Annotated in this window: 19 protein-coding genes; 8 read left to right on the forward strand and 11 right to left on the reverse strand. The window is 70.0% G+C overall.

The genetic code is table 11. The annotated features are described in order from the left end of the window. Nucleotides 1-11: 11 nt before the first annotated feature. The 5 genes from DDF62_RS03790 to groES all read right to left on the reverse strand — a co-directional run bounded on the left by DDF62_RS03790 (nt 12) and on the right by groES (nt 4,277). Nucleotides 12-695, reverse strand: coding sequence for a Fe2+-dependent dioxygenase (locus tag DDF62_RS03790; RefSeq protein ID WP_101718209.1), 684 nt, complete (start codon nt 693-695; stop codon nt 12-14). A 216-nt stretch (nt 696-911) separates the two neighbouring features. Continuing rightward, entirely contained in the window at nt 912-1,223 is a 312-nt protein-coding gene (locus DDF62_RS03795; protein ID WP_101715081.1) for a hypothetical protein, read from the reverse strand. Nucleotides 1,224-1,254: 31 nt separating this feature from the next. Beyond that, nucleotides 1,255-2,121 carry a TonB family protein gene (locus DDF62_RS03800; RefSeq protein ID WP_116487878.1) on the reverse strand — a complete coding sequence of 289 codons (867 nt, stop codon included), beginning with the start codon at nt 2,119-2,121 and terminating at the stop codon, nt 1,255-1,257. A gap of 159 nt (nt 2,122-2,280) precedes the next feature. Further along, nucleotides 2,281-3,924, reverse strand: coding sequence for a chaperonin GroEL (gene groL / locus DDF62_RS03805; protein WP_116487879.1), 1,644 nt, complete (start codon nt 3,922-3,924; stop codon nt 2,281-2,283). A 62-nt stretch (nt 3,925-3,986) separates the two neighbouring features. After that, the gene (gene groES / locus DDF62_RS03810) at nt 3,987-4,277 is read right to left on the reverse strand and encodes a co-chaperone GroES (protein ID WP_058347663.1); all 291 of its coding nucleotides are present in this window, start codon (nt 4,275-4,277) and stop codon (nt 3,987-3,989) included. Nucleotides 4,278-4,494: 217 nt separating this feature from the next. Here groES and DDF62_RS03815 point away from each other — a divergent pair, with 217 nt between their 5' ends. The 3 genes from DDF62_RS03815 (at nt 4,495) to DDF62_RS03825 (ending at nt 6,149) form a co-directional block, all read left to right on the forward strand. Next, a complete protein-coding gene (locus DDF62_RS03815) occupies nt 4,495-4,878 on the forward strand; it encodes a VOC family protein (RefSeq protein WP_116487880.1) in 384 nt (127 codons plus the stop codon). Between the two features lie 9 nt (nt 4,879-4,887). Beyond that, nucleotides 4,888-5,322 (forward strand): DUF4345 family protein, encoded by a 435-nt coding sequence (locus DDF62_RS03820; protein ID WP_116487881.1) that lies wholly within the window; start codon nt 4,888-4,890, stop codon nt 5,320-5,322. A 68-nt stretch (nt 5,323-5,390) separates the two neighbouring features. Further along, nucleotides 5,391-6,149 carry a TlpA disulfide reductase family protein gene (locus tag DDF62_RS03825; RefSeq protein ID WP_133244885.1) on the forward strand — a complete coding sequence of 253 codons (759 nt, stop codon included), beginning with the start codon at nt 5,391-5,393 and terminating at the stop codon, nt 6,147-6,149. On the opposite strand, the gene DDF62_RS03830 is transcribed toward DDF62_RS03825, so the two are convergent. After that, a complete protein-coding gene (locus DDF62_RS03830) occupies nt 6,117-6,644 on the reverse strand; it encodes a methylated-DNA--[protein]-cysteine S-methyltransferase (RefSeq protein WP_116487883.1) in 528 nt (175 codons plus the stop codon). The two genes, DDF62_RS03825 and DDF62_RS03830, sit on opposite strands and share 33 nt — an antisense overlap. Before the next feature lie 301 nt (nt 6,645-6,945). On the opposite strand from DDF62_RS03830, the gene DDF62_RS03835 reads away from it, so the two are divergent. After that, the gene (locus DDF62_RS03835) at nt 6,946-7,968 is read left to right on the forward strand and encodes a hypothetical protein (RefSeq protein ID WP_116487884.1); all 1,023 of its coding nucleotides are present in this window, start codon (nt 6,946-6,948) and stop codon (nt 7,966-7,968) included. An 80-nt stretch (nt 7,969-8,048) separates the two neighbouring features. Next, nucleotides 8,049-9,131: a S1C family serine protease gene (locus DDF62_RS03840; RefSeq protein ID WP_116487885.1), complete on the forward strand. Its 1,083-nt coding sequence runs from the start codon at nt 8,049-8,051 to the stop codon at nt 9,129-9,131. 9 nt (nt 9,132-9,140) lie between these two features. On the opposite strand, the gene DDF62_RS03845 is transcribed toward DDF62_RS03840, so the two are convergent. Continuing rightward, entirely contained in the window at nt 9,141-10,100 is a 960-nt protein-coding gene (locus DDF62_RS03845; protein WP_244286691.1) for a TraB/GumN family protein, read from the reverse strand. A 32-nt stretch (nt 10,101-10,132) separates the two neighbouring features. Further along, the gene (locus DDF62_RS03850; RefSeq protein WP_244286692.1) at nt 10,133-11,131 is read right to left on the reverse strand and encodes a TraB/GumN family protein; all 999 of its coding nucleotides are present in this window, start codon (nt 11,129-11,131) and stop codon (nt 10,133-10,135) included. 145 nt (nt 11,132-11,276) lie between these two features. Here DDF62_RS03850 and mutL point away from each other — a divergent pair, with 145 nt between their 5' ends. The 3 genes from mutL to DDF62_RS03865 all read left to right on the forward strand — a co-directional run bounded on the left by mutL (nt 11,277) and on the right by DDF62_RS03865 (nt 14,648). Further along, complete coding sequence (gene mutL / locus DDF62_RS03855; protein ID WP_116487887.1) at nt 11,277-13,220, forward strand: DNA mismatch repair endonuclease MutL; 1,944 nt, start codon at nt 11,277-11,279, stop codon at nt 13,218-13,220. A gap of 71 nt (nt 13,221-13,291) precedes the next feature. Continuing rightward, nucleotides 13,292-14,158 (forward strand): DUF4261 domain-containing protein, encoded by an 867-nt coding sequence (locus DDF62_RS03860; RefSeq protein WP_116487888.1) that lies wholly within the window; start codon nt 13,292-13,294, stop codon nt 14,156-14,158. Between the two features lie 88 nt (nt 14,159-14,246). Then, on the forward strand, nt 14,247-14,648 hold the full coding sequence (locus DDF62_RS03865) for a VOC family protein (protein ID WP_116487889.1): 402 nt from the start codon (nt 14,247-14,249) through the stop codon (nt 14,646-14,648). Between the two features lie 3 nt (nt 14,649-14,651). Here DDF62_RS03865 and DDF62_RS03870 read toward each other — a convergent pair whose 3' ends face one another. The 3 genes from DDF62_RS03870 to DDF62_RS03880 form a co-directional block, all read right to left on the reverse strand. After that, complete coding sequence (locus DDF62_RS03870; RefSeq protein ID WP_116487890.1) at nt 14,652-15,848, reverse strand: hypothetical protein; 1,197 nt, start codon at nt 15,846-15,848, stop codon at nt 14,652-14,654. Nucleotides 15,849-15,931: 83 nt separating this feature from the next. Further along, entirely contained in the window at nt 15,932-17,200 is a 1,269-nt protein-coding gene (locus tag DDF62_RS03875) for a hypothetical protein (protein ID WP_116487891.1), read from the reverse strand. 157 nt (nt 17,201-17,357) lie between these two features. Next, nucleotides 17,358-17,948, reverse strand: a complete 591-nt coding sequence (locus tag DDF62_RS03880; RefSeq protein ID WP_116487892.1) for a GNAT family N-acetyltransferase — start codon at nt 17,946-17,948, stop codon at nt 17,358-17,360. Between the last annotated feature and the right edge of the window lie 101 nt (nt 17,949-18,049).

Raw genomic sequence — 18,049 nt, forward strand, 5'->3', positions numbered from 1 at the left:
GGTTTCCCAACCTACACCTCGGCCCACATCCGCAGCAGGTTGTGATAGGTCCCGGTCAGCGACAGCACCGACGGGTCGGCCTGGCCGACCTGGCCGGCCAGGCGCTGGATCGAGACGTCCATGTCCAGCATCAGGGCCCGCTTGGCGTCGTCGCGCACCAGGCTCTGGATCCAGAAGAAGCTGGCGGTGCGAGTTCCGCGCGTGACCGGGGTCACGTGGTGCAGGCTCGAGGCCGGATAGAGGATCAGCGAGCCGGCCGGCAGTTTGACCAGGTGGCTGCCGTAGGTGTCGTCGACCACCAGCTCGCCGCCGTCGTAGTCGTCGGGATCGCTCAGGAACAGGGTGGCCGACAGGTCGGTGCGGATCTGGGCGCCGGTGGCGGGGTTGCGGCGGATCGAGTTGTCGACATGGTCGCCGAAGCCCATGCCCTCGCCGTAGCGGTTGAACAGCGGCGGCAGGATGGTGTGGGGCAGGGCGGCCGACACGAACAGCGGATTGGCTTGCAGGGCCTGGACGATGATCGCCCCCACCTCGCGGGCGGCCGGGCCGTCCTGCGGCAGCTGCTGGTTGTTCTTGGCCATGGCCGCCTGGAAGCCCGAGGTGGCGTTGCCGTCGACCCACGGCGCCGCGTCGATGACCGCCCGGCAGTGGGCGACTTCGTCGGGGCTCAGCACGTCGGGGATCTGCAGCATCATGGCGGGGCGGCCCTAAGTCGTCTTGTGCTCAGGCTTTAGGCCCTGAGACCGCGCGCGGCAATGCGAACGCCTCGCAGAAGATTGCGTAAGGTGGAAAGATGCTCCCCCTGAAGGGGGAGCTGTCGCGGAGCGACTGAGGGGGAAGTCGTTGCGGCGGCTCAGAAGCCGCTTCCCCCTCCGGCCCTTCGGGCCACCTCCCCCTTCAGGGGGAGGATCTCAGAACAGCCACCGCCTTGGGTACTTGTCGCCAAGGGCCCGGGCCTCTCCGGTCTTCAGGCCCAGCTCGCGCATGCGGTAGGCCAGGATCTGGCGCATGGCGTCGACCGGCTCGCGGCCGTCGACGGGGCTGGAGGCGATCGTCCCGGCCTGCTGGGCCAGATCCGTCGCCGCCCATTCGGCCAGGGCCCGGTCGGCCTTGCCGACGGCGAAGTAGTGCGGGACGGGCGTGCGTTCGCCGGGAACCTCGACCATCACGGCGATCACCCAGCCCTGGGGGATCATGTCGGCGTCGGGGCGTTGGCGGAACATGGGCCGGATGTAGCGGGACGGCGGCCGTCGTTCAATTGCCCCCGTGGCTGCCCCCGTCGTTGCCGCCGCCGTGCGCGGGGCCGTCGTCCTTGCAGATGCCGGTGATCACGCAGAACTGGGTGTCGAGCAGGTTGCGGATCGCCACGCCGGCGGCCTGGGCTTCGTTGCCGTTCTGGTAGCGGAAGGTTGCCCGGGCCCTGATCAGCGACTGGCCGACCGGCCCCTCGTAGAAGCCGACGGCGGCTTCGAGGTCGGCGGAGCTCATCTCGCGGGCCAGGGCGCGGCCGGCGGCCTCGACCATGATCTGGCGCGCCTTGGGCCGGGCCTCCTGCAACATGTCGTACACGGCGCGCCGCTGCTCGGCGGGGATCGGCTTGTCGGTCCGGTAGAGCAGGGAGCCGCCATAGGCCATCATCTCGGTCTCTGCGTCGTCGCCGATGCGCATGGCCAGCGCCAGCCGGCGGCCGAGCAACTGGTCGGTCAGGGCGGGCATGGGGCCGGAGACGGCCTTCTCCTCCCGGGGCGGCGAGAAGGTGATGGGGATCGACACCGTCGTCGGGGTCGGCTGGCCGCAGCGGATTTCAGGCTTGAACTCCATCAGCGGGCGGAGGCTGACGGCTGCTTCGCCAAAGCCCATGCCCGGCGGGGTTTCGGAGATGACGAAGCACTCGCTGGCCTTGCCCTGGGTGTCGACCGTGCACTGGATGACGACCCGGCCGCCCTGGCGCTTGGCCGCGGCCTGGGGCGGATAGGCCCACATGATGTCGTCGGGCGACAGCGGGGTCTTCCAGTCGGCGCGGACCTTGGGAATCGATGGATCGCCGCCTGCGGGGCAGTCCGTATCCACGCTGGCGGCAGTCGCCGCGGCCAAGGCCAGCGCTGCGATCAGAAAGCTCATTCACCCGTCCCCCGACTCCAAGGTTCGTTGCTAGTGGAGCTTGGCCGTTGGAGCAACCTGGGTGCGAGCGCGAGGTGACGGTCCCGCGTGATCGGCAAAGAAAAAGGGCGGAGCCTCGCGGCCCCGCCCTTCTCTTGTCGGTTCAGGTAACCGGATTTCTTAGAAATCCATGTCGCCCATGCCGCCCGGCATGCCGCCCGGAGCAGCGGCGCCGCCGCCCTTCTTGGGGGCTTCGACGATGGCGGCTTCCGTGGTGATCAGCAGGCCGGCCACCGAGGCGGCGTTCTGCAGAGCCGTGCGGACGACCTTGGCCGGGTCGATGACGCCGTCGACGACCAGGTCGACATACTGTTCGCTCTGGGCGTTGAAGCCGAACGAGCTGCTGTCGTTTTCCAGGATCTTGCCGACCACGATCGAGCCTTCGACGCCGGCGTTCTCGGCGATCTGACGGATCGGAGCCTGCAGGGCGCGACGGACGATGGCGATACCGGCGGTCTGGTCGTCGTTCTCGCCGACCACGCCGGCCAGGGCCTTCGAGGCCTTCAGCAGGGCGGTGCCGCCACCCGGGACGATGCCTTCGTCGGCGGCCGCGCGGGTCGCGTTCAGGGCGTCGTCGACGCGGTCCTTCTTTTCCTTGACTTCGACTTCGGTCGAGCCGCCGACGCGGATGACCGCGACGCCGCCGGCCAGCTTGGCCAGGCGTTCTTGCAGCTTTTCCTTGTCGTAGTCCGACGTGGTGTCTTCGATCTGGCGCTTGATCTGGGCGATGCGGGCTTCGATCGATTCCTTCTCACCGACGCCGTCCACGATGGTGGTGTCGTCCTTGGTGATCTGGATCTTCTTGGCGCGGCCCAGCATGTCGAGCGAGACGTTCTCGAGCTTGATGCCGAGGTCTTCGCTGACGACTTGGGCGCCGGTCAGGATGGCGATGTCTTCCAGCATGGCCTTGCGGCGGTCGCCGAAGCCCGGAGCCTTGACGGCGGCGACGCGCAGGCCGCCACGCAGCTTGTTGACGACCAGCGTGGCCAGGGCCTCGCCTTCGACGTCTTCAGCGATGATGACCAGCGGGCGGCCCGACTGGACGACGGCTTCCAGCACCGGCAGCAGCGGCTGCAGCGACGACAGCTTCTTTTCGAACAGCAGGATGAGCGGCTCTTCGAGCTGAACTTCCATCTTGTCGGCGTTGGTGATGAAGTACGGCGACAGGTAGCCGCGGTCGAACTGCATGCCTTCGACGACGTCGAGTTCGGTTTCGGCGGTCTTGGCTTCTTCGACGGTGATGACGCCTTCGTTGCCGACCTTGTCCATCGCCTTGGCGATCATCTCGCCGACTTCCTTGTCGCCGTTGGCCGAGATGGTGCCGACCTGAGCGATTTCAGCGTTGGTCGTGACCTTCTTCGACGAGGTCTTGATGTCCTCGACGGCGATCAGGACGGCCTTGTCGATGCCGCGCTTCAGGTCCATCGGGTTCATGCCGGCGGCGACCGACTTAAGGCCTTCCTGGACGATGGCTTGAGCCAGGACGGTGGCGGTGGTGGTGCCGTCGCCAGCCTTGTCGTTGGTCTTCGAGGCCACTTCGCGGATCATCTGCGCGCCGAGGTTCTCGAACTTGTCGGCCAGTTCGATTTCCTTGGCGACCGAGACGCCGTCCTTGGTGGTGCGCGGGGCGCCGAACGACTTTTCGATGACCACGTTGCGGCCCTTCGGACCAAGGGTCACCTTCACGGCGTTGGCGAGAATGTTGACGCCGCGCAGCATCTTGTCGCGCGCGTCGGAGGAGAAGTAGACGTCTTTAGCGGCCATGTCGGGCGCCTTTCTAATCTAGAAAATTTCGGAGGCGGAAAGCAGTCCGGATGGGAAGCCGATTAGGCTTCGACCACGCCCAGGACGTCGCTTTCCTTCATGATCAGGAGGTCCTGACCGTCGACCTTCACTTCGGTGCCCGACCACTTGCCGAACAGGATGCGGTCGCCGGCCTTCAGGTCGAGAGCGACGATGTCGCCCTTGTCGTTGCGGGCGCCGGGGCCCACGGCGACGACTTCACCTTCCTGGGGCTTTTCCTTGGCGGTGTCGGGGATGATGATCCCGCCCTTGGTCTTGGTTTCTTCTTCGACGCGCTTCACGAGGACGCGGTCGCCCAGGGGACGAAACTTCATGTGTCTTCTCCGTCGGAACGGTTTCTGTAAAAGGCTTTCGTAGGCCGAGGGAGCGTCGCTGTTAGCAGTCGCTCCCATCGAGTGCCAACGTCGGTCACGAGTTAGGCGCCGCCCCCTGGTGAGTCAAGGACGGCGGCCGCGAAGTTTTTGCGATCCCGGTTAATTGGCACGGTGAATTGGCAAGGTGAACGGCGGGCGCGAAAGGGAGGAGTTCTCGATGTTCGACCACATGGGGTTCGACGTCGCCGATTTCGAGCGGTCGGCGGCTTTTTACGACGCGGCCCTGGCGCCGCTGGGCGTCTCGCGCCTGTACGCCGTGCCCAAGGAATATACCGGCGGGATCGACGTGGTCGGCTACGGCGCCCAGCGCCCGCAGTTCTGGATCTCGGGCGGCGGCGGCACGAGCGGCAAGCTGCACGTCTGCTTCGCGGCCGGCAGCCGGGCGCAGGTCGACGCGTTCTACGAGGCGGCGATGAAGGCCGGCGGTCGCGACAACGGCCCGCCCGGACTTCGCCCTCATTACCACGAACACTACTATGGGGCCTTCGTGCTGGATCCGGACGGGTTCAATGTCGAGGCCGTCTGCCACGCCCCCGCCTAGGAGTTCCGAATGTCGAGCTACGCCCTGTCGCTGATCCTGGCCGTGATCGCCTGCGTCATCGGCGGCGTGCTGGGCGGGCTGGTCCTGGCGCGGCCGGACTCGATGCTGGGCCTTGCGGGGCTAAAGAGCGAGCAGGAGGGCGGGGTCAACGCCGTCACCGAGGGTCGGGCCTTCGGCGGCCTGCTGATCGCCTCGCACGGGGCCGCGGCCCTGTTCCTGGGCTGGCAATCCAGCGCCGGCGCGGCCATGGCCCTGGTGCTGGCCGTCGCCTGGTTCGGCGCTGCCTTCGGGCGGCTGGTCTCGATGCTGCTGCAGAAGGCCGGCGGGCGCTTCAACTACGGCAGCGTCGTGCTCGACATCCTGATGGGGATCACCCTGGCCCTGCCGTTCTTCAACGAAGGCAGCCTGCCGCTGCACCGCATCGGCGGCAGCATGCTGGTCTGAAGCTTCGCCGCAAAAGCGCCGCCGTTCCACTTGAGATTGCGCTGGGGTTTCCAGCGACGGAGAGCGGGATGGCGACGTGGACGAGGCGCGGGGCGATGGCCGGCGCGGCGGCCCTGACGGGCCTTGGGACTGGCGTGGCCGGGGCGCAGACGAGGGTTCCGGTTCTGGGCGATCCGGCCAAGGTGCTCGACACGCCGGCCCTGCGCGGCAACCGCATGGCGAGAGCGTTCCGCGAGCCGCCGGCGGGGCTGACGGTTCCCGTGGTGAACGTCGAGCGCCGCGAAGGCGTGGCGCCGCTGAAGCTGCAGCCGGGCCTGACCCTGGTGTCGCTGTGGGCGCCCTGGTGCGCGCCGTGCCTTCATGAGCTGGGCGACCTGGCCAGGCTCCAGGAGAAGTTCGGCGGCAAGAGCTTCCGCATCCTGCCGATCCTGACCTCGCCGCGCGAGCCTATCACGGCCGCCGAGGCGGGTTTCGTGCTCAAGAAGCACAAGGCCGGCGTGTTCGCGCCGGTGATCGATCGCGGCGCCGACTCCAAGGGGCTGTTCCAGGCGCTGAGCATGCGCGAGACGCCCAACGGTCCGGCTCGTCCAGGCCTGCCGTGCAACCTGCTGGTCTCGGCCGACGGGGCCGTGCTGGCTCGCCAGTTCGGCGCGCCGATGGCCGGCATGGTCAACGGCACGGGCGAGGGCGGCAAGGTCACGCCCGCCGACATCGCCAAGATCGGCACCCTGTGGGCCACGTTCGATGGCGAGGCGCTGATGAGCGCCCTGGCCCGCGGCGAGATCGCCGGAGGCTCAGCCGCGCGGCCGCGCCCCTTCGTGAGCTAGCAGCCAGGCCTTGCGCTCGACGCCCCCGCCGTAGCCGGTGAGGGCGCCGTCCGCCCCGACCAGGCGGTGGCACGGCACGACGATGCTGAGCGGGTTTGCGCCGTTGGCCGCCCCGACGGCGCGCACCGCCGCCGGCTTGCCGATGCGCGCGGCCAGCGCGGCGTAGGTCAGGGTGGTCCCCGGTGCGACGTCGCCCAGGGCGCGCCACACCGCCTGCTGGAACGCGGTGCCGCCGGTGGTCCAGGCGATCGTCGCGAGCGCGGCCAGGTCGCCCGCGAAATAGGCCGCCAGGGCCGCGCGGGTCGCCGCCGGCGCGGCGCCGGCCTCCAGCGTCGTCTCGCCGTAGTGCAGCCGCAGCAGGCGCAGCATCCGCGGCTCGTAGTCGTGGAAGTCGACCGCCCGCAGCCGGCCTTCGCCGTCGCTGGCCAGCAGCAGCTCGCCGATCGGGCTGGGCGCGCGGTCGAGGATCAGGCGGACAGGGGCGAAAGTCGGCATGGCGACACTATGCGTCGGGCGTCTTTCGCTGTCCGCCCGTTTCTTGCGGGCGTGGCGGTTATTGTCCAGTTCGCCATTCGGGTGTGGTGGTGGCGTCTTCGCAAGAGTTGTGATGTTGACATAGCGCCTGGAAGATTTGTCGTGTCTCAGACTTAAGTGAACTTCGCTGTTCGGGGTGCGACATTTTGCGCGTGAAAACTGATCGAATACACGGAGGTTAATGTCCGATTCGCCATGGCGATTATGATCTCGGCAACCGCGTTCGCCGCCCAATACGCCCGCAGTCGGGAGGCTTTCGGGCATGGCGTGGAACAAGCATTGGATGGTGGCGGGCGCGGCGGTAGCCGTCCTGGCCATGGGCGGACTGGCGAGCGCTCGCCAGGAGCGTGAAGCGCCGGGCGTCAGCCTGGCGCAGGAGGTCGTGGCCGCGGCCAGCGCCTTCGAGACCTATACACGGGGCGCGGGATCGATCTCGCCGGCCGTGTTCACGAACGGCGAGGGCGTGGCCCGGGCCCTGGTCGCCGGTTCGGCCTACAAGGCCGAGCAGCTGGAGACCGGCATGATCGCCTACGGCGCCATCGCGGCGCTGCAGGAGCCGGCCTTCATCGACGGCGTGCGTGATGCGGCCCGCCAGACCTCGCGCGAGGCGCTGGTCGAGCGCCTGCTGGCCTCGCCCGACAGCGTGGTCGAGATCGAGGGCGTGGGTCTTGCCGCCGCCCGGGCGCAGATGGCCCTGCAAGGGCGTGGCGCGCCGCTGGCCGTGGCCGGCAGGGCGGTCAAGCAATCGGCCTACGACATCCAGCACCAGACCTGGTCGAAGGGCGCGGTGGCCGACACCGCCGGGCGCCTGGCGCGGGTCAAGCAGCTGTCGGCGACGGCGTTCGCGCCGGGCCAGGAAGACGCCGGGCGCCTGATCCTGGCCGCGACCGGCGGCGCCGGCGGCTTCGCCGAGGGCGGCCGGGTGTTCACGCCGGTGACGGTGCGGTCGGCGGCCCTGGCGGCCCTGGCCGTGCTGGACGCGGCGGGCGACGCCGACGTGGCCCGCCTGGCGCCGGTGCTGAGCGAGAAGAAGGCCAGCTTCTGCATGAAGATCGCCAAGCTGAACCTCTATCAATGCCTGGCCGTGGCCGGTCCGCACTATGAGGACGTCTTCTGCCTGGGCCAGCACGCGATGATCGACACCGCCCAGTGCGTCAACGACGCGGCGGGCGCAGGCCTGAACTCGCCGGCGATCGCGCCGCCCTCGCCGCCGCCGAGGCCTGCGGGCTTCGTGATCCCAGTGGCCAGCGTCGCGCCGTCGGCCATTGCTCAAGCCCCGCGCTGAGCCGGGCTTGATCGGCGCGCGTCGCCGTCGTTAACCTTCTCCCCCGGCGGTCGCCGCTGGTTGCCGTCGGGGGGCGGGGGATGAAGGCGCGCAAGTACGAGCTGTTCGCGAGGGCCAGGCGCCCGCGTCCGATGCGGGCGCGCGAGATCCTGGCCTGGCCGGCCGAGGCCCAGTTCGTGTTCGACGCAGGAAGCGGTCCGCCGCCCGCGCCGCCCCGCGTCGACGAGGGCGACCTGCTGGACGCCTATTCCAACGCCGTGGTGCGCGCCGTCGAGACGGTGGGGCCCAGCGTCCTGCGCATCCACCCGATGCTGGACGACGCCAATGTGCAGGGCGTCGGCTCGGGCTTCGTGGTGGCCGAGGGCGGGATCGTCCTGACCAACAGCCATGTGGTGCAGGGCGCGCGCCGCTTCGTGGCGGTCACCGCCGAGGGGCGCAGCCTGACGGCCCGCTGCGTGGGCGACGATCCCGACACCGACCTGGCCTTGCTGAAGATCGACCAGGCCGTCGACCTGCCCGTCGTGCGGCTGGGAAACTCCAAGGCCCTGCGGCGCGGGCAGCTGGTCATCGCCATCGGCGCGCCGCTGGGGTTCGAGGCCACGGTGACCACCGGCGTGGTCTCGGCGCTCGGCCGGTCCCTGCGCGGCGAGCGGGGCCGCCTGATCGAGGACCTGATCCAGACCGACGCGGCGCTCAATCCCGGCAATAGCGGCGGTCCGCTGGTGGCTTCGAACGGCGAGGTGGTGGGCGTGGCCACCGCCGTCATCGCCGGCTATCCGGGCCTGTGCTTCGCCGTGGCGGCCAACACCGCCCGCTTCGTGATCGGCGAGCTTCTGGCCCACGGCCAGGTGCGACGGGCCTCGATCGGCGTCGTCGCCCAGCAGGCGCCGTTGCCGCCGCTGCTGGCCCGCTCGACCGGCGTCACCCAGGGCTATGCGGTGTTCGTCGCCCAGGCCGACCCGGGCGGTCCGGCCGCCAAGGCCGGCGTGCGGGCCGGCGACCTGCTGGTCAGGGCCGGCGAGCGGCCGCTGACCGGCCTCGACGACCTGCTGCGGGCGCTGGACCACGCCTGCATCGACGTGGCCACGCCCTTCACCCTGATCCGCGAGGGACGGTTGATGACCGCGACGATCACGCCGAGGCTGCGGCGCAAGGGCGGGTAGGGGCGGCGGTCAGTTCGCGCTGTCGGGCGTGGTCACCTTGAAGCCGCGCGCCCGCAGCTTCTCCAGCACCCCGTCCTCGGCCACCAGGCCGCGCAGCGAGAACACCGCCACCGCCTTGCCCGGGGTCTTCATGGCCTGGGACACCGCCTCGACCTGGGCGGCCGACATGCGGCGGAACTCCTCGGCCATGCCGGGCAGGGCCATGACGCAGCGCTGGCCCTGGCGCGGGGCGTGGACAGCGGCGCGGACCTCGCCGTTGGCCCAGGCGCGTGCGGCCCGGCGCACCGGCTCGGGACCTGCCTCGACCTCGTCGATCACGCCCTCCAGGCAGATCAGGCCCGCCTCCTCGGAATGCTGTTTCACCAGCGTCTTGATCATCGGCATGGCCTTGTAGACGGCGGCCGGCTTCGCCTTGACCTTGTGCTTGCGGGCCAGCTTCTCGATCGTCTTGTCTGGCTCGGCGTCGGTCAGGCCGCTTTTCCGGACGGCGTAGCCCGCCAGCATCAGGCCCGCGCCCAGCGGCTTCCAGTCCTTCCAGTCGTCGTCCTTGTGGCCTGTCGCCGCCCAGGCCCTGGCCAGGCGCGGGGCCAGATCTGGCGCGACCTGATCGAGAGGTCGGTCGGCCTTGAGCTTGCTGCGCATAGACAGCAGGGCCGGCAGGTCGGTCAGGCCGGCCCGGGCCTGGGGCGGCGTGATCAGCGTGAAGGCCCCGTCAAGTCGCCTGTCCAGCACGGAGGTGTCCCAGGTCATGCCCTTCGGGACCGCGCCCGGCACGCCCAGGATGTAGACCGTGGTGTCGCCGTCGCTGACCTTCCACCACGCCGGGCCGGGCAGCTTGGCGTTGACCACCAGTTCCTCGACGACATTGGCCTCGGGGTCGTCGATCGGTTGCCCGGCGTTCTGGGCGCGGACCAGCGGGGCGGCCGCCAGGACCGCCAGGGCGGCGATGGCCGCGAAGCATCTACGCACGATGTGACTTCCCCCTTGGCCGACGAGCGGCGTCATTCGTCCGGCGTCGTGACTTTGAAGCCCTTGGCCCGCAGCTGATCGAGGACGCCGTCCCGCGCCAGCAGCGAACGCAGTTCGATGACGGCAACCGCCTTTCCCGGCTTTTTCAGGGCGACCTCGATGGCGTTGACCGCATCGTCGCGGCCCTCGCGAAGTTCGCGGGCGATGGAGGGCGTGGAGTCCAGGCAGCGCTGGAAGCCGCGATCGGCCGCGACCACGTCGCGCACCTGGCCCTCGGCCCAGCGTGCGGCGGTGGCCCTGATGCCGCCTTCGCCGTTCTCGGCCTGGCGCAGGCCTGCGTCCAGGCACAGCAGCTGCAACGGCTGGGGCGCGGTCGCCAGCGCCTTGATGGCGTCGACCAGGCTGTAGCCCGGCAGGTTCTGGATGCGGGGACGCTTGGCCAGGTCCCGGCTCCTGGCGATGTCGCGGATGCGGTCGGTGACGCCGCCCACGCTGATCGAGACCTTGCCGTCCTCGGCGTTGGCGACCAGGAAGCCGGCGAAGGCGGGCTTGGTGTCGTCCAGCGCACCGGGCGTTTGCTTCATGGCCTCAAGCCGCGCCTCCAGGCGGGCGCGCAGTTCCGGCGACAGGGTCTGGCGCATCGGCTTGTCGGACACGAACAGCTTGCGGCCGCCCGCGGCCAGGGCGATCACGCGCACCAGGCTGACGTCGGCTTCCTGGCCCATGATCAGCACGTTGGCCCCGTCCAGGCGGCGACGCAGCACGGACTCGTCGGCCTTGGTCTTGGTGGGAACCATGGCCGGCACGCCCAGCACGTAGACGGTGGTGTCGTCGTCGCTGACCTTCCACCAGGCGGGCCCTGGCAGGCGGGCGTTGACCACCAGCTCCTCGACCAGGTTCTCGTTGGGGTCGACGCGATTGATGTCGATCGGCCCGGACGCGTCGACCGCCTGCTGGGCGAGAGCGGGAGCAGCGCAGAGGGCGAGGAGAAAACCCGCGACGGCGGGGGCTGCGGCTATGCGGCGGATCACTATCTCTCGTCCTCGGCAGGTCTGGAATCGTTCTAGGATGACGGGTCGCCGCAAGCTGAACCGTTCTCAACCGGGGCGGTCAAATTAAGTCGTCGCAATGCAGGGCTCGCCTGCGCTGCCCGGCTGCGCTGAGAGTCCGATTTCCATGCCGATCCGCCGCCTGCCGCCCGAGACCGTCAACCGCATCGCCGCCGGCGAGGTGGTCGAGCGGCCCGCCAGCGCCATCAAGGAGCTGGTCGACAACGCCATCGACGCCGGCGCGACCCGCATCGAGGTCGAGGCCCATGGCGGCGGCCTGACCCGGATCATGGTCGCCGACGACGGCTGCGGCATGAGCGCCGAGGAGCTGCCGGTGGCCATCGAGCGCCACGCCACCTCCAAGCTGGCCCCCGACGAGGAAGGCCTGTGGGACCTGCTGCGCATCCACACCATGGGCTTCCGCGGCGAGGCCCTGCCGTCGATCGGCTCGGTGGCGCGCCTGCAGATCAGCTCGCGCGCCAAGGGCCAGCGCGAGGCCTGGTCGATCCTGGTGGAGGGCGGCCGCGTCGACGACGTCGCCCCGGCGGCCTTCGCCGGCGACCATGGCACGCGGATCGAGGTGCGCGACCTGTTCTACGCCACGCCTGCGCGCCTTAAGTTCATGAAGTCCGAGCGCGCCGAGGCCCTGGCGATCACCGAGGAGCTGAAACGCCAGGCCATGGCCCACGAGTCGGTGGGCTTCTCGCTCGACATCGACGGCCGCCGCATCCTGCGCCTGCCGCCCGAGCATCCGGGGCCGCAGGGGCGCCTGGCGCGCCTGGCCGCCGTGCTGGGCCGCGACTTCCAGGACAACGCCTTGGAGATCGACCAGGTGCGCGACGGCGTGCGGCTGGCGGGCTTCGCGGGGCTGCCGACCTACAACCGCGGCAACGCCGCCCACCAGTACCTGTTCGTCAACGACCGTCCGGTGCGCGACCGCCTGCTGCAAGGCGCGCTGCGGGCGGCCTATGCCGACTTCCTGGCGCGTGACCGCCACCCCAGCGCGGCGCTCTACGTCACGCTGGATCCGACCGAGGTCGACATCAACGTGCACCCCGCGAAGGCCGAGGTGCGCTTCCGCGACCCGTCGCTGGTGCGCGGCCTGATCGTCGGCGCCCTGCGCCACGCGCTGGCCGGGGCGGGGCACCGCGCCTCGACCACCACGGCCGCCCAGGCGCTGGACAGCATCCGGCCGCAGAGCGTGTTTCCCGGCTATCAGCCAGGACCCAGTCCGGCAGGCTTCTCGGCCTGGCGCGAGGGCGGCTGGACGCCGCCGACGCAGCGCCCGATGAACCTGCCCGGCCTGTCGGACGTCTCGGCCCGTCACGAGGCGCGGCCGGAAGAGGCCTACCAGACGCTCGGCGGCGGTTTCGGGGGAGGCGGCGTCGCCGAGGCCGTGCGCGAGGCGGCCTATGGCGGCTACGACGCGCCGCCGTCGATCGCCTATCCCGGCCCCGACCAGGCGCCGGCCCAGCCGTTCGACCCGATCGACTTCCCGCTGGGCGCGGCCCGGGCCCAGGTGCACGAGACCTATATCGTCTCGCAGACCCGCGACGGGGTCGTCATCGTCGACCAGCACGCCGCCCACGAGCGCCTCGTCTACGAGCGCATGAAGCACGAGATGGAGGCCGGCGGCGTCGCTCGCCAGGCCCTGCTTCTGCCCGAAGTGGTCGAGCTGGATCCCGCCGAGGCCGAGCGGGTGGTGGCGCGCGCCGAGGAACTGTCGGCCTTGGGCCTGGTGCTGGAAGGCTTCGGTCCCGGCGCGGTGCTGGTGCGCGAGACGCCGGCCTTGCTGGGCAAGACCGATGCGGCGGGCCTGGTGCGCGACATCGCCGACGACCTGGCCGAGAACGGCCAGGCCCTGGCGCTGAAGGAGCGGCTGGAAGAGGTCTGCTCGACCATGGCCTGCCACGGCAGCGTCCGCGCCGGCCGCCGCCTGGCCGCCGCCGAGATGAACGCCCTGCTGCGCGAGATGGAGGCCACCCCCCACTCGGGCCAGTGCAACCATGGCCGGCCGACCTATGTGGAGCTGAAGCTGTCGGACATCGAGAAGCTGTTCGGGCGGCGCTAGGCTCGGCTTGACCGTGTGACGGGGTGGCTTCTATTCCGAGGGTTGAGTTTTCAGCTTTCGGAGTCGCTTGAATGATCGCCCTGCTCGTCGATGGTCCGCTGAACATCCGAGTCAACAAGCTCGTGGACGCGCTCAACGAGTTCGACGAGGAGAACACCTGGACCCATACGGCGCCCGGGCTCGATGGTGATCCGGACGCCGTCGTCAGCGAGACCCTGGGCTTGATCGCCGAGGGGCCGACGGGCGGGCTGGTGACGCTGATGGACATCTCTGTCCCGCTCGACGCCGGTCTTGTGGACGAGGCGCGCGCTCGATCCTGGTGGTACCAGGAAGGCGAACGGGCGGCTGCGCATCGCGGGCATTGGCTGATCGCCGGCGGTGCGACGGACGGCTGGAAGGCGGCGGTGCTGCGGGCCAAGGTCAGCACGCTGATCGCGGCGCTGGTGATCCACGACAACCCCTCGGTCGTCGCCGTCTGGAACGGCGTGGTCGGCACTCTCTTCACGCCTGACAACGTACGCGGCGACCTGCGCTTCATCGCGCGGGATCAGGTACCGATCATGTTCTGGACGCATTGCGCCCTGCACAGCCTGGAGGACGGCGACGTCTCCATGTCGACCGGCGGCATGCAGCCCTTCGTCGGCTACGAGATCGAGATATGGAACGCGCCGCGTACCGCCCAGCAGGTCAACGAGCAGCTGAACGCCGTGCTGAACTACCTGCTCGATCGCGGGCCGGTGATCAGCGCGGGCCAGACCATCGGCCGGGATGGCGATCCCGAGACCCTCTATTGCGAGTTCGGGCCGAGCCGGGCCGAGCGCAACGAGCCGGTCGAGGCGCTATTCCTGAGCTATCTCGATGGCGAGGCGGAGGCGGCGGCCCCGCCGGCGGCCAAGCCCAAGTCGTCGCTCCTGGGTAAGCTGTTCGGGCGTTCCTGACGCCAGGCCGCGGCACGGTCTCCTGCGCCAAGCGGAGCCGAACCGGTTTTCCGCCCGAGCGTTTCCCGCCCGATCACAGGAGATGCCCATGCAACTGCACCGCGGCCGAATGATCGACCACGTCCAACTGCGCGCCGGGGATCTGGACGCGACCAAGCGCTTCTACAAGGCCGTGCTGGAGGTGATCGGCGTCGAGTACGACGACCAGGCCGATCACCTCTCGGCCGACGAGCTTTGGATCGACGCGGGCGAGCCGGCGACGCACATCCACCTGGCTTTCCAGGCCAAGGACCGGGCGATGGTTCAGCGTTTCCACGAGGCGGGCCTGGCCGCCGGCGGTCGCGACAACGGCGGGCCGGGCGAGCGGGCGTATCATCCCGGCTACTACGCCGCCTTCCTGCTGGATCCCGACGGCAACAACATCGAGGCGGTTTTCCACGGGCCGCACGAGCGCTCGGCCCAGAGCGTGGTGCTGACCTGGGACGAATAGGGCTCAGGCCGCGGCCTCGGCCGTCCAGCCGTAGAGCGGCAGCTGGCCCTTGGCGTAGGGCGTGACGTTGACCGGGGCCTCCAGCAGGTCGGTGACCAGCGGGCCGCTGACGAACGGCGCGCCCTGGTCGAGGGCGGCGAGCAGTTCACGCGGGCTGCGCAGGTCGCTGACGCCCTGCCAGACCTGGCGGCGGCGATAGGCCGGAGCGTCCTTGAGGAAGCGGCCGATGGCGGCGATGCGGCTGGCCTCGACCTCGCCCTCGGGGGTGAAGGTGACGCTGGCGGCCAGGCCCGGCGCCAGGTCGTCGACCTTGAAGGCCGGATCGCTGATGCGCAGGTCCACGCGGCTGAAATAGGGGTCCAGGAACGCCTTCATCTGGCCCAGGGCCACGAAGGAGGGCGCACGCGGCACGCCGTAGACCCCCGCCGCCAGCCGCCCGCGCAGGTCGCGGGGCAGGGTGCGCAGGCAGGCTTCCAGCTCGGCGCGCAGGGAGGGCTTCAGCGCCGAGGAAAAGCCGATAGGCAGGTAGGTGACCCCCGAATTGGGACCGATGGCGGCGATGGCCGCCTTGAGGATCGCCAGGTCGTGCTGCTGGCGCTGGCCGTCGACATAGATCTCGTAGGGGCGCCCCGCGAGCCCGGCTTCGCGCCAGACCCCGACATTGCCGACGAACAGTTCGCGGCCGACGTGATAGACGCCGCGCCAGGCCACGCGGGCCGGCGGCGGGCGCGGGCACAGGCGCGCCAGGGCCTCCATGGTCGGCACGCCGGTGATCGGCCCGCCGAAGGGCATGACCGAGCGCACGTCGCGCGGGGTGATGCGGCAGACCCGTCCGGCCAGCGAGGCGTCCTCCTCGCCCGCCAGCAGCAGAGACAGCTGGCGGGGCGGCAGGCCGGCGAAGCGCATCACCTCGTGCTGGTCGCCCTCGAACATCAGCATCACGATCTCGCCGTCGTCGTCGTCGCCGAACAGCTTGTGTTGCAGCGCCCGGGCCAGGGCCTGGAGTTCGCGGGCGTCAAGCCGCGTGGCGCGGGGATCGGCCAGCACGAACGAGAACGGGGCGACCAGGCCGTGGCGGCGCGGGGCCAGCCACGCGCCCTTCAGATAGTCGGCGGCGACCTTGGCGATCAGGGCTGCGTTACGCTCGGTCTCGACGGGGTCTTCGCCGACGAAGACTTTCAGGCAGGCGATGGCGGTCATGCCGCCCAGGTTGCGCGATGGTGGTTACCACGCGTTATGGGTTGGCTGCGACCCAGCGTCGCGAACGCTGGTTTTCGAGCTTGTCAGGCGGCTTGGAGAGGCAGGGCGTCGGCCGGATTGGCGCCCAGGGCCGGCGGCTTGTCTAGCAGGGCGCTGACGGCCAGGCCGGTGACGTAGCCCAGCCCGGCGGCGCGGCAGGCGTCCAATTCCTTGGCGTTGCGCACGCCCAGCACGCCCTGGTGCACGCCCTTGGCGCGATAGACCGACTGGCGCGAGGCGAAGAGGGCTATGGCCTTGATCCGCTCGGCGTCGGGCTCGTCGCGCAGTTCCAGGGTGATGCTGGAGGCGATGTCGCCCGGCAGGGTGTTCACCGGGAAGTTCGGGTCGGAGATGCAGAGGTCGATATAGGCGAACGAGCCGTGCAGGAAGGCGCGGATCTGCTGCAGCAGGCCCATCGAGGGCTCGCGCGGGGTGTCGTAGACGGTGGCCCCCAGGCGCGGTTGCAGGTCGAGCGGATAGCGCGACAGGCGACGCTTGTAGGCCTCCTGCGAGGCCGGGGTCGTCAGGTTCCAGAAGCTGAGCGGCAGGAACAGGGCGCCTTCGCCCGTCTTGACCGTCGGGAAGCCGAACTGGGCGTCGTTGAGGCCGGTGAGGTCGCGGGCGAGGAGTTCGCCGTCCTCTTCCGGGCGCGGGGCGGCCAGGTCGGCCTTGTGGCCGAGCACCGCGCCGACGACGCTCTCGGTGGGCAGGTGATAGATCGCGCGCCAGCCGGTTGTCAGCGACGCGGCCGGCTTGGGCGGCGGAACGGCGGCGACCGGGCGGACCGGGGCGGCGGCGGGCTTGGCCGGCGCCGGCTTGGCCTTGGGCGGCGCCTCGATCGGCGCGGTGGTCGCGGCCGGCTTGGCCTGCGGCGCGGGCGGGGCTTCCGGCGGGGCGCTGGGGACGGCGCGAATCTCTTCGGCGGTGATCACCTGCACGTGGCCCGGCGCGCCGGAATAGCCGCGGCCGGCCATCAGGCCCGCCAGCTCGCCCTGCGACAGGCTGGCGAACTGCAGCACGGCGTTCTCGTCGCCCTCGAAGGTCATCAGGCAGACCTGGCCGCTCTTGCGGCCGGGGAACAGCGAGGTCTCCAGCTCGATCGCCAGCGCCTGCATTTCCTCGGGATCGAGCTTTTCGGCCTTGGTGTCGGCCAGCACGAAGGCCAGGGGCGCGACGACGCCGTAGCGGCGCGGGTGCTTCCAGCGGTGCTTGAGATAGAGGTCGGCGGCCGCCTCCACATGGGCGGGGGGGACGCTGGCGCCCGCCGTCTCCGCGGCGGTGAGCAGGATACGCAGGCAGGCAATGGCCGTCATGGCCGGTAATTTGACCGCCAATGCTTGGCGAAATCCTTACGAGAGAAGGATAACGGCGGTTTTTTATGTATTGCTCAGGTATAGGTGCGGCAGGGTGTCGCAATCGCTTTCGCCTATGGCGCTGGCGACACCCCGGTTTTCCCGCGCGCCGTGAGCTCTAAACGAAGTCTTCGCTGAGGCGGAACTCCAGGCGCTGCTTGACGCCCGGCCAGTCGAAATCGGTGATCGAGAACACGGCGGTGTCGCGCACGTGGCCGGTCCAGGTGATCTTGTGGCTGCGCAGCACGCCTTCCTTGCTGGCGCCCAGCTTCTCGACCGCGGCCTGGCTGCGGGCGTTGCGCACGTCGATCATGAACTCGACCCGGATGACGCCGGCGTCGAAGGCGTGGCCTAGCAAGAGGCGCTTGGATTCGGGGTTCACCGGGCCCGAGCGGGCGTCGGGGTGCAGGAAGGTCGAGCCGATCTCCAGGCCTTTGTGCAGTCGGCGGATGTTGAGGTAGCTCGAGGTGCCGACGATCTTGCCGTCCGACTTGCGGCGGATGGCGAAGCCGACCCGCTCGCCGCGGTCGCTTTCGCCCAGCAGCGCGCCCCACCAGTCCTCGAAGCCCTCGCCGCAGCCGTTGACCGACATGATCTCCCAGCTGGAGGGATCGCAGTCGATGGCGCCGCGCAGCTCGTCGCGCAGGTCGGGGGTGATCGGTTCCAGCCGGACGTAGCGGCCTTCGAGGGGCTTGATGGTCAGGTTCATGACCGGTGTTTTCCGCCAGGAGCGGGCGGCTGGCAAGCCGTCTGGCGAGCATCCGGGCGCAAGACGACGCGAACGTTCAAACCGGCCGCAACGCCCGCTTG

It is taken from the genome of Caulobacter radicis (assembly GCF_003094615.1).
In the GTDB taxonomy this organism is placed as follows: domain Bacteria; phylum Pseudomonadota; class Alphaproteobacteria; order Caulobacterales; family Caulobacteraceae; genus Caulobacter; species Caulobacter radicis.

What these genes read in the sequence shown, in the direction of transcription:
- DDF62_RS03790 (WP_101718209.1), bottom strand. Translation starts at nt 695, where the DNA reads ATGATGCTGCAGATCCCCGACGTGCTGAGCCCCGACGAAGTCGCCCAC.
- DDF62_RS03795 (WP_101715081.1), bottom strand. Translation starts at nt 1,223, where the DNA reads ATGTTCCGCCAACGCCCCGACGCCGACATGATCCCCCAGGGCTGGGTG.
- DDF62_RS03800 (WP_116487878.1), bottom strand. Translation starts at nt 2,121, where the DNA reads ATGAGCTTTCTGATCGCAGCGCTGGCCTTGGCCGCGGCGACTGCCGCC.
- groL (WP_116487879.1), bottom strand. Translation starts at nt 3,924, where the DNA reads ATGGCCGCTAAAGACGTCTACTTCTCCTCCGACGCGCGCGACAAGATG.
- groES (WP_058347663.1), bottom strand. Translation starts at nt 4,277, where the DNA reads ATGAAGTTTCGTCCCCTGGGCGACCGCGTCCTCGTGAAGCGCGTCGAA.
- DDF62_RS03815 (WP_116487880.1), top strand. Translation starts at nt 4,495, where the DNA reads ATGTTCGACCACATGGGGTTCGACGTCGCCGATTTCGAGCGGTCGGCG.
- DDF62_RS03820 (WP_116487881.1), top strand. Translation starts at nt 4,888, where the DNA reads ATGTCGAGCTACGCCCTGTCGCTGATCCTGGCCGTGATCGCCTGCGTC.
- DDF62_RS03825 (WP_133244885.1), top strand. Translation starts at nt 5,391, where the DNA reads ATGGCGACGTGGACGAGGCGCGGGGCGATGGCCGGCGCGGCGGCCCTG.
- DDF62_RS03830 (WP_116487883.1), bottom strand. Translation starts at nt 6,644, where the DNA reads ATGCCGACTTTCGCCCCTGTCCGCCTGATCCTCGACCGCGCGCCCAGC.
- DDF62_RS03835 (WP_116487884.1), top strand. Translation starts at nt 6,946, where the DNA reads ATGGCGTGGAACAAGCATTGGATGGTGGCGGGCGCGGCGGTAGCCGTC.
- DDF62_RS03840 (WP_116487885.1), top strand. Translation starts at nt 8,049, where the DNA reads ATGAAGGCGCGCAAGTACGAGCTGTTCGCGAGGGCCAGGCGCCCGCGT.
- mutL (WP_116487887.1), top strand. Translation starts at nt 11,277, where the DNA reads ATGCCGATCCGCCGCCTGCCGCCCGAGACCGTCAACCGCATCGCCGCC.
- DDF62_RS03860 (WP_116487888.1), top strand. Translation starts at nt 13,292, where the DNA reads ATGATCGCCCTGCTCGTCGATGGTCCGCTGAACATCCGAGTCAACAAG.
- DDF62_RS03865 (WP_116487889.1), top strand. Translation starts at nt 14,247, where the DNA reads ATGCAACTGCACCGCGGCCGAATGATCGACCACGTCCAACTGCGCGCC.
- DDF62_RS03870 (WP_116487890.1), bottom strand. Translation starts at nt 15,848, where the DNA reads ATGACCGCCATCGCCTGCCTGAAAGTCTTCGTCGGCGAAGACCCCGTC.
- DDF62_RS03875 (WP_116487891.1), bottom strand. Translation starts at nt 17,200, where the DNA reads ATGACGGCCATTGCCTGCCTGCGTATCCTGCTCACCGCCGCGGAGACG.
- DDF62_RS03880 (WP_116487892.1), bottom strand. Translation starts at nt 17,948, where the DNA reads ATGAACCTGACCATCAAGCCCCTCGAAGGCCGCTACGTCCGGCTGGAA.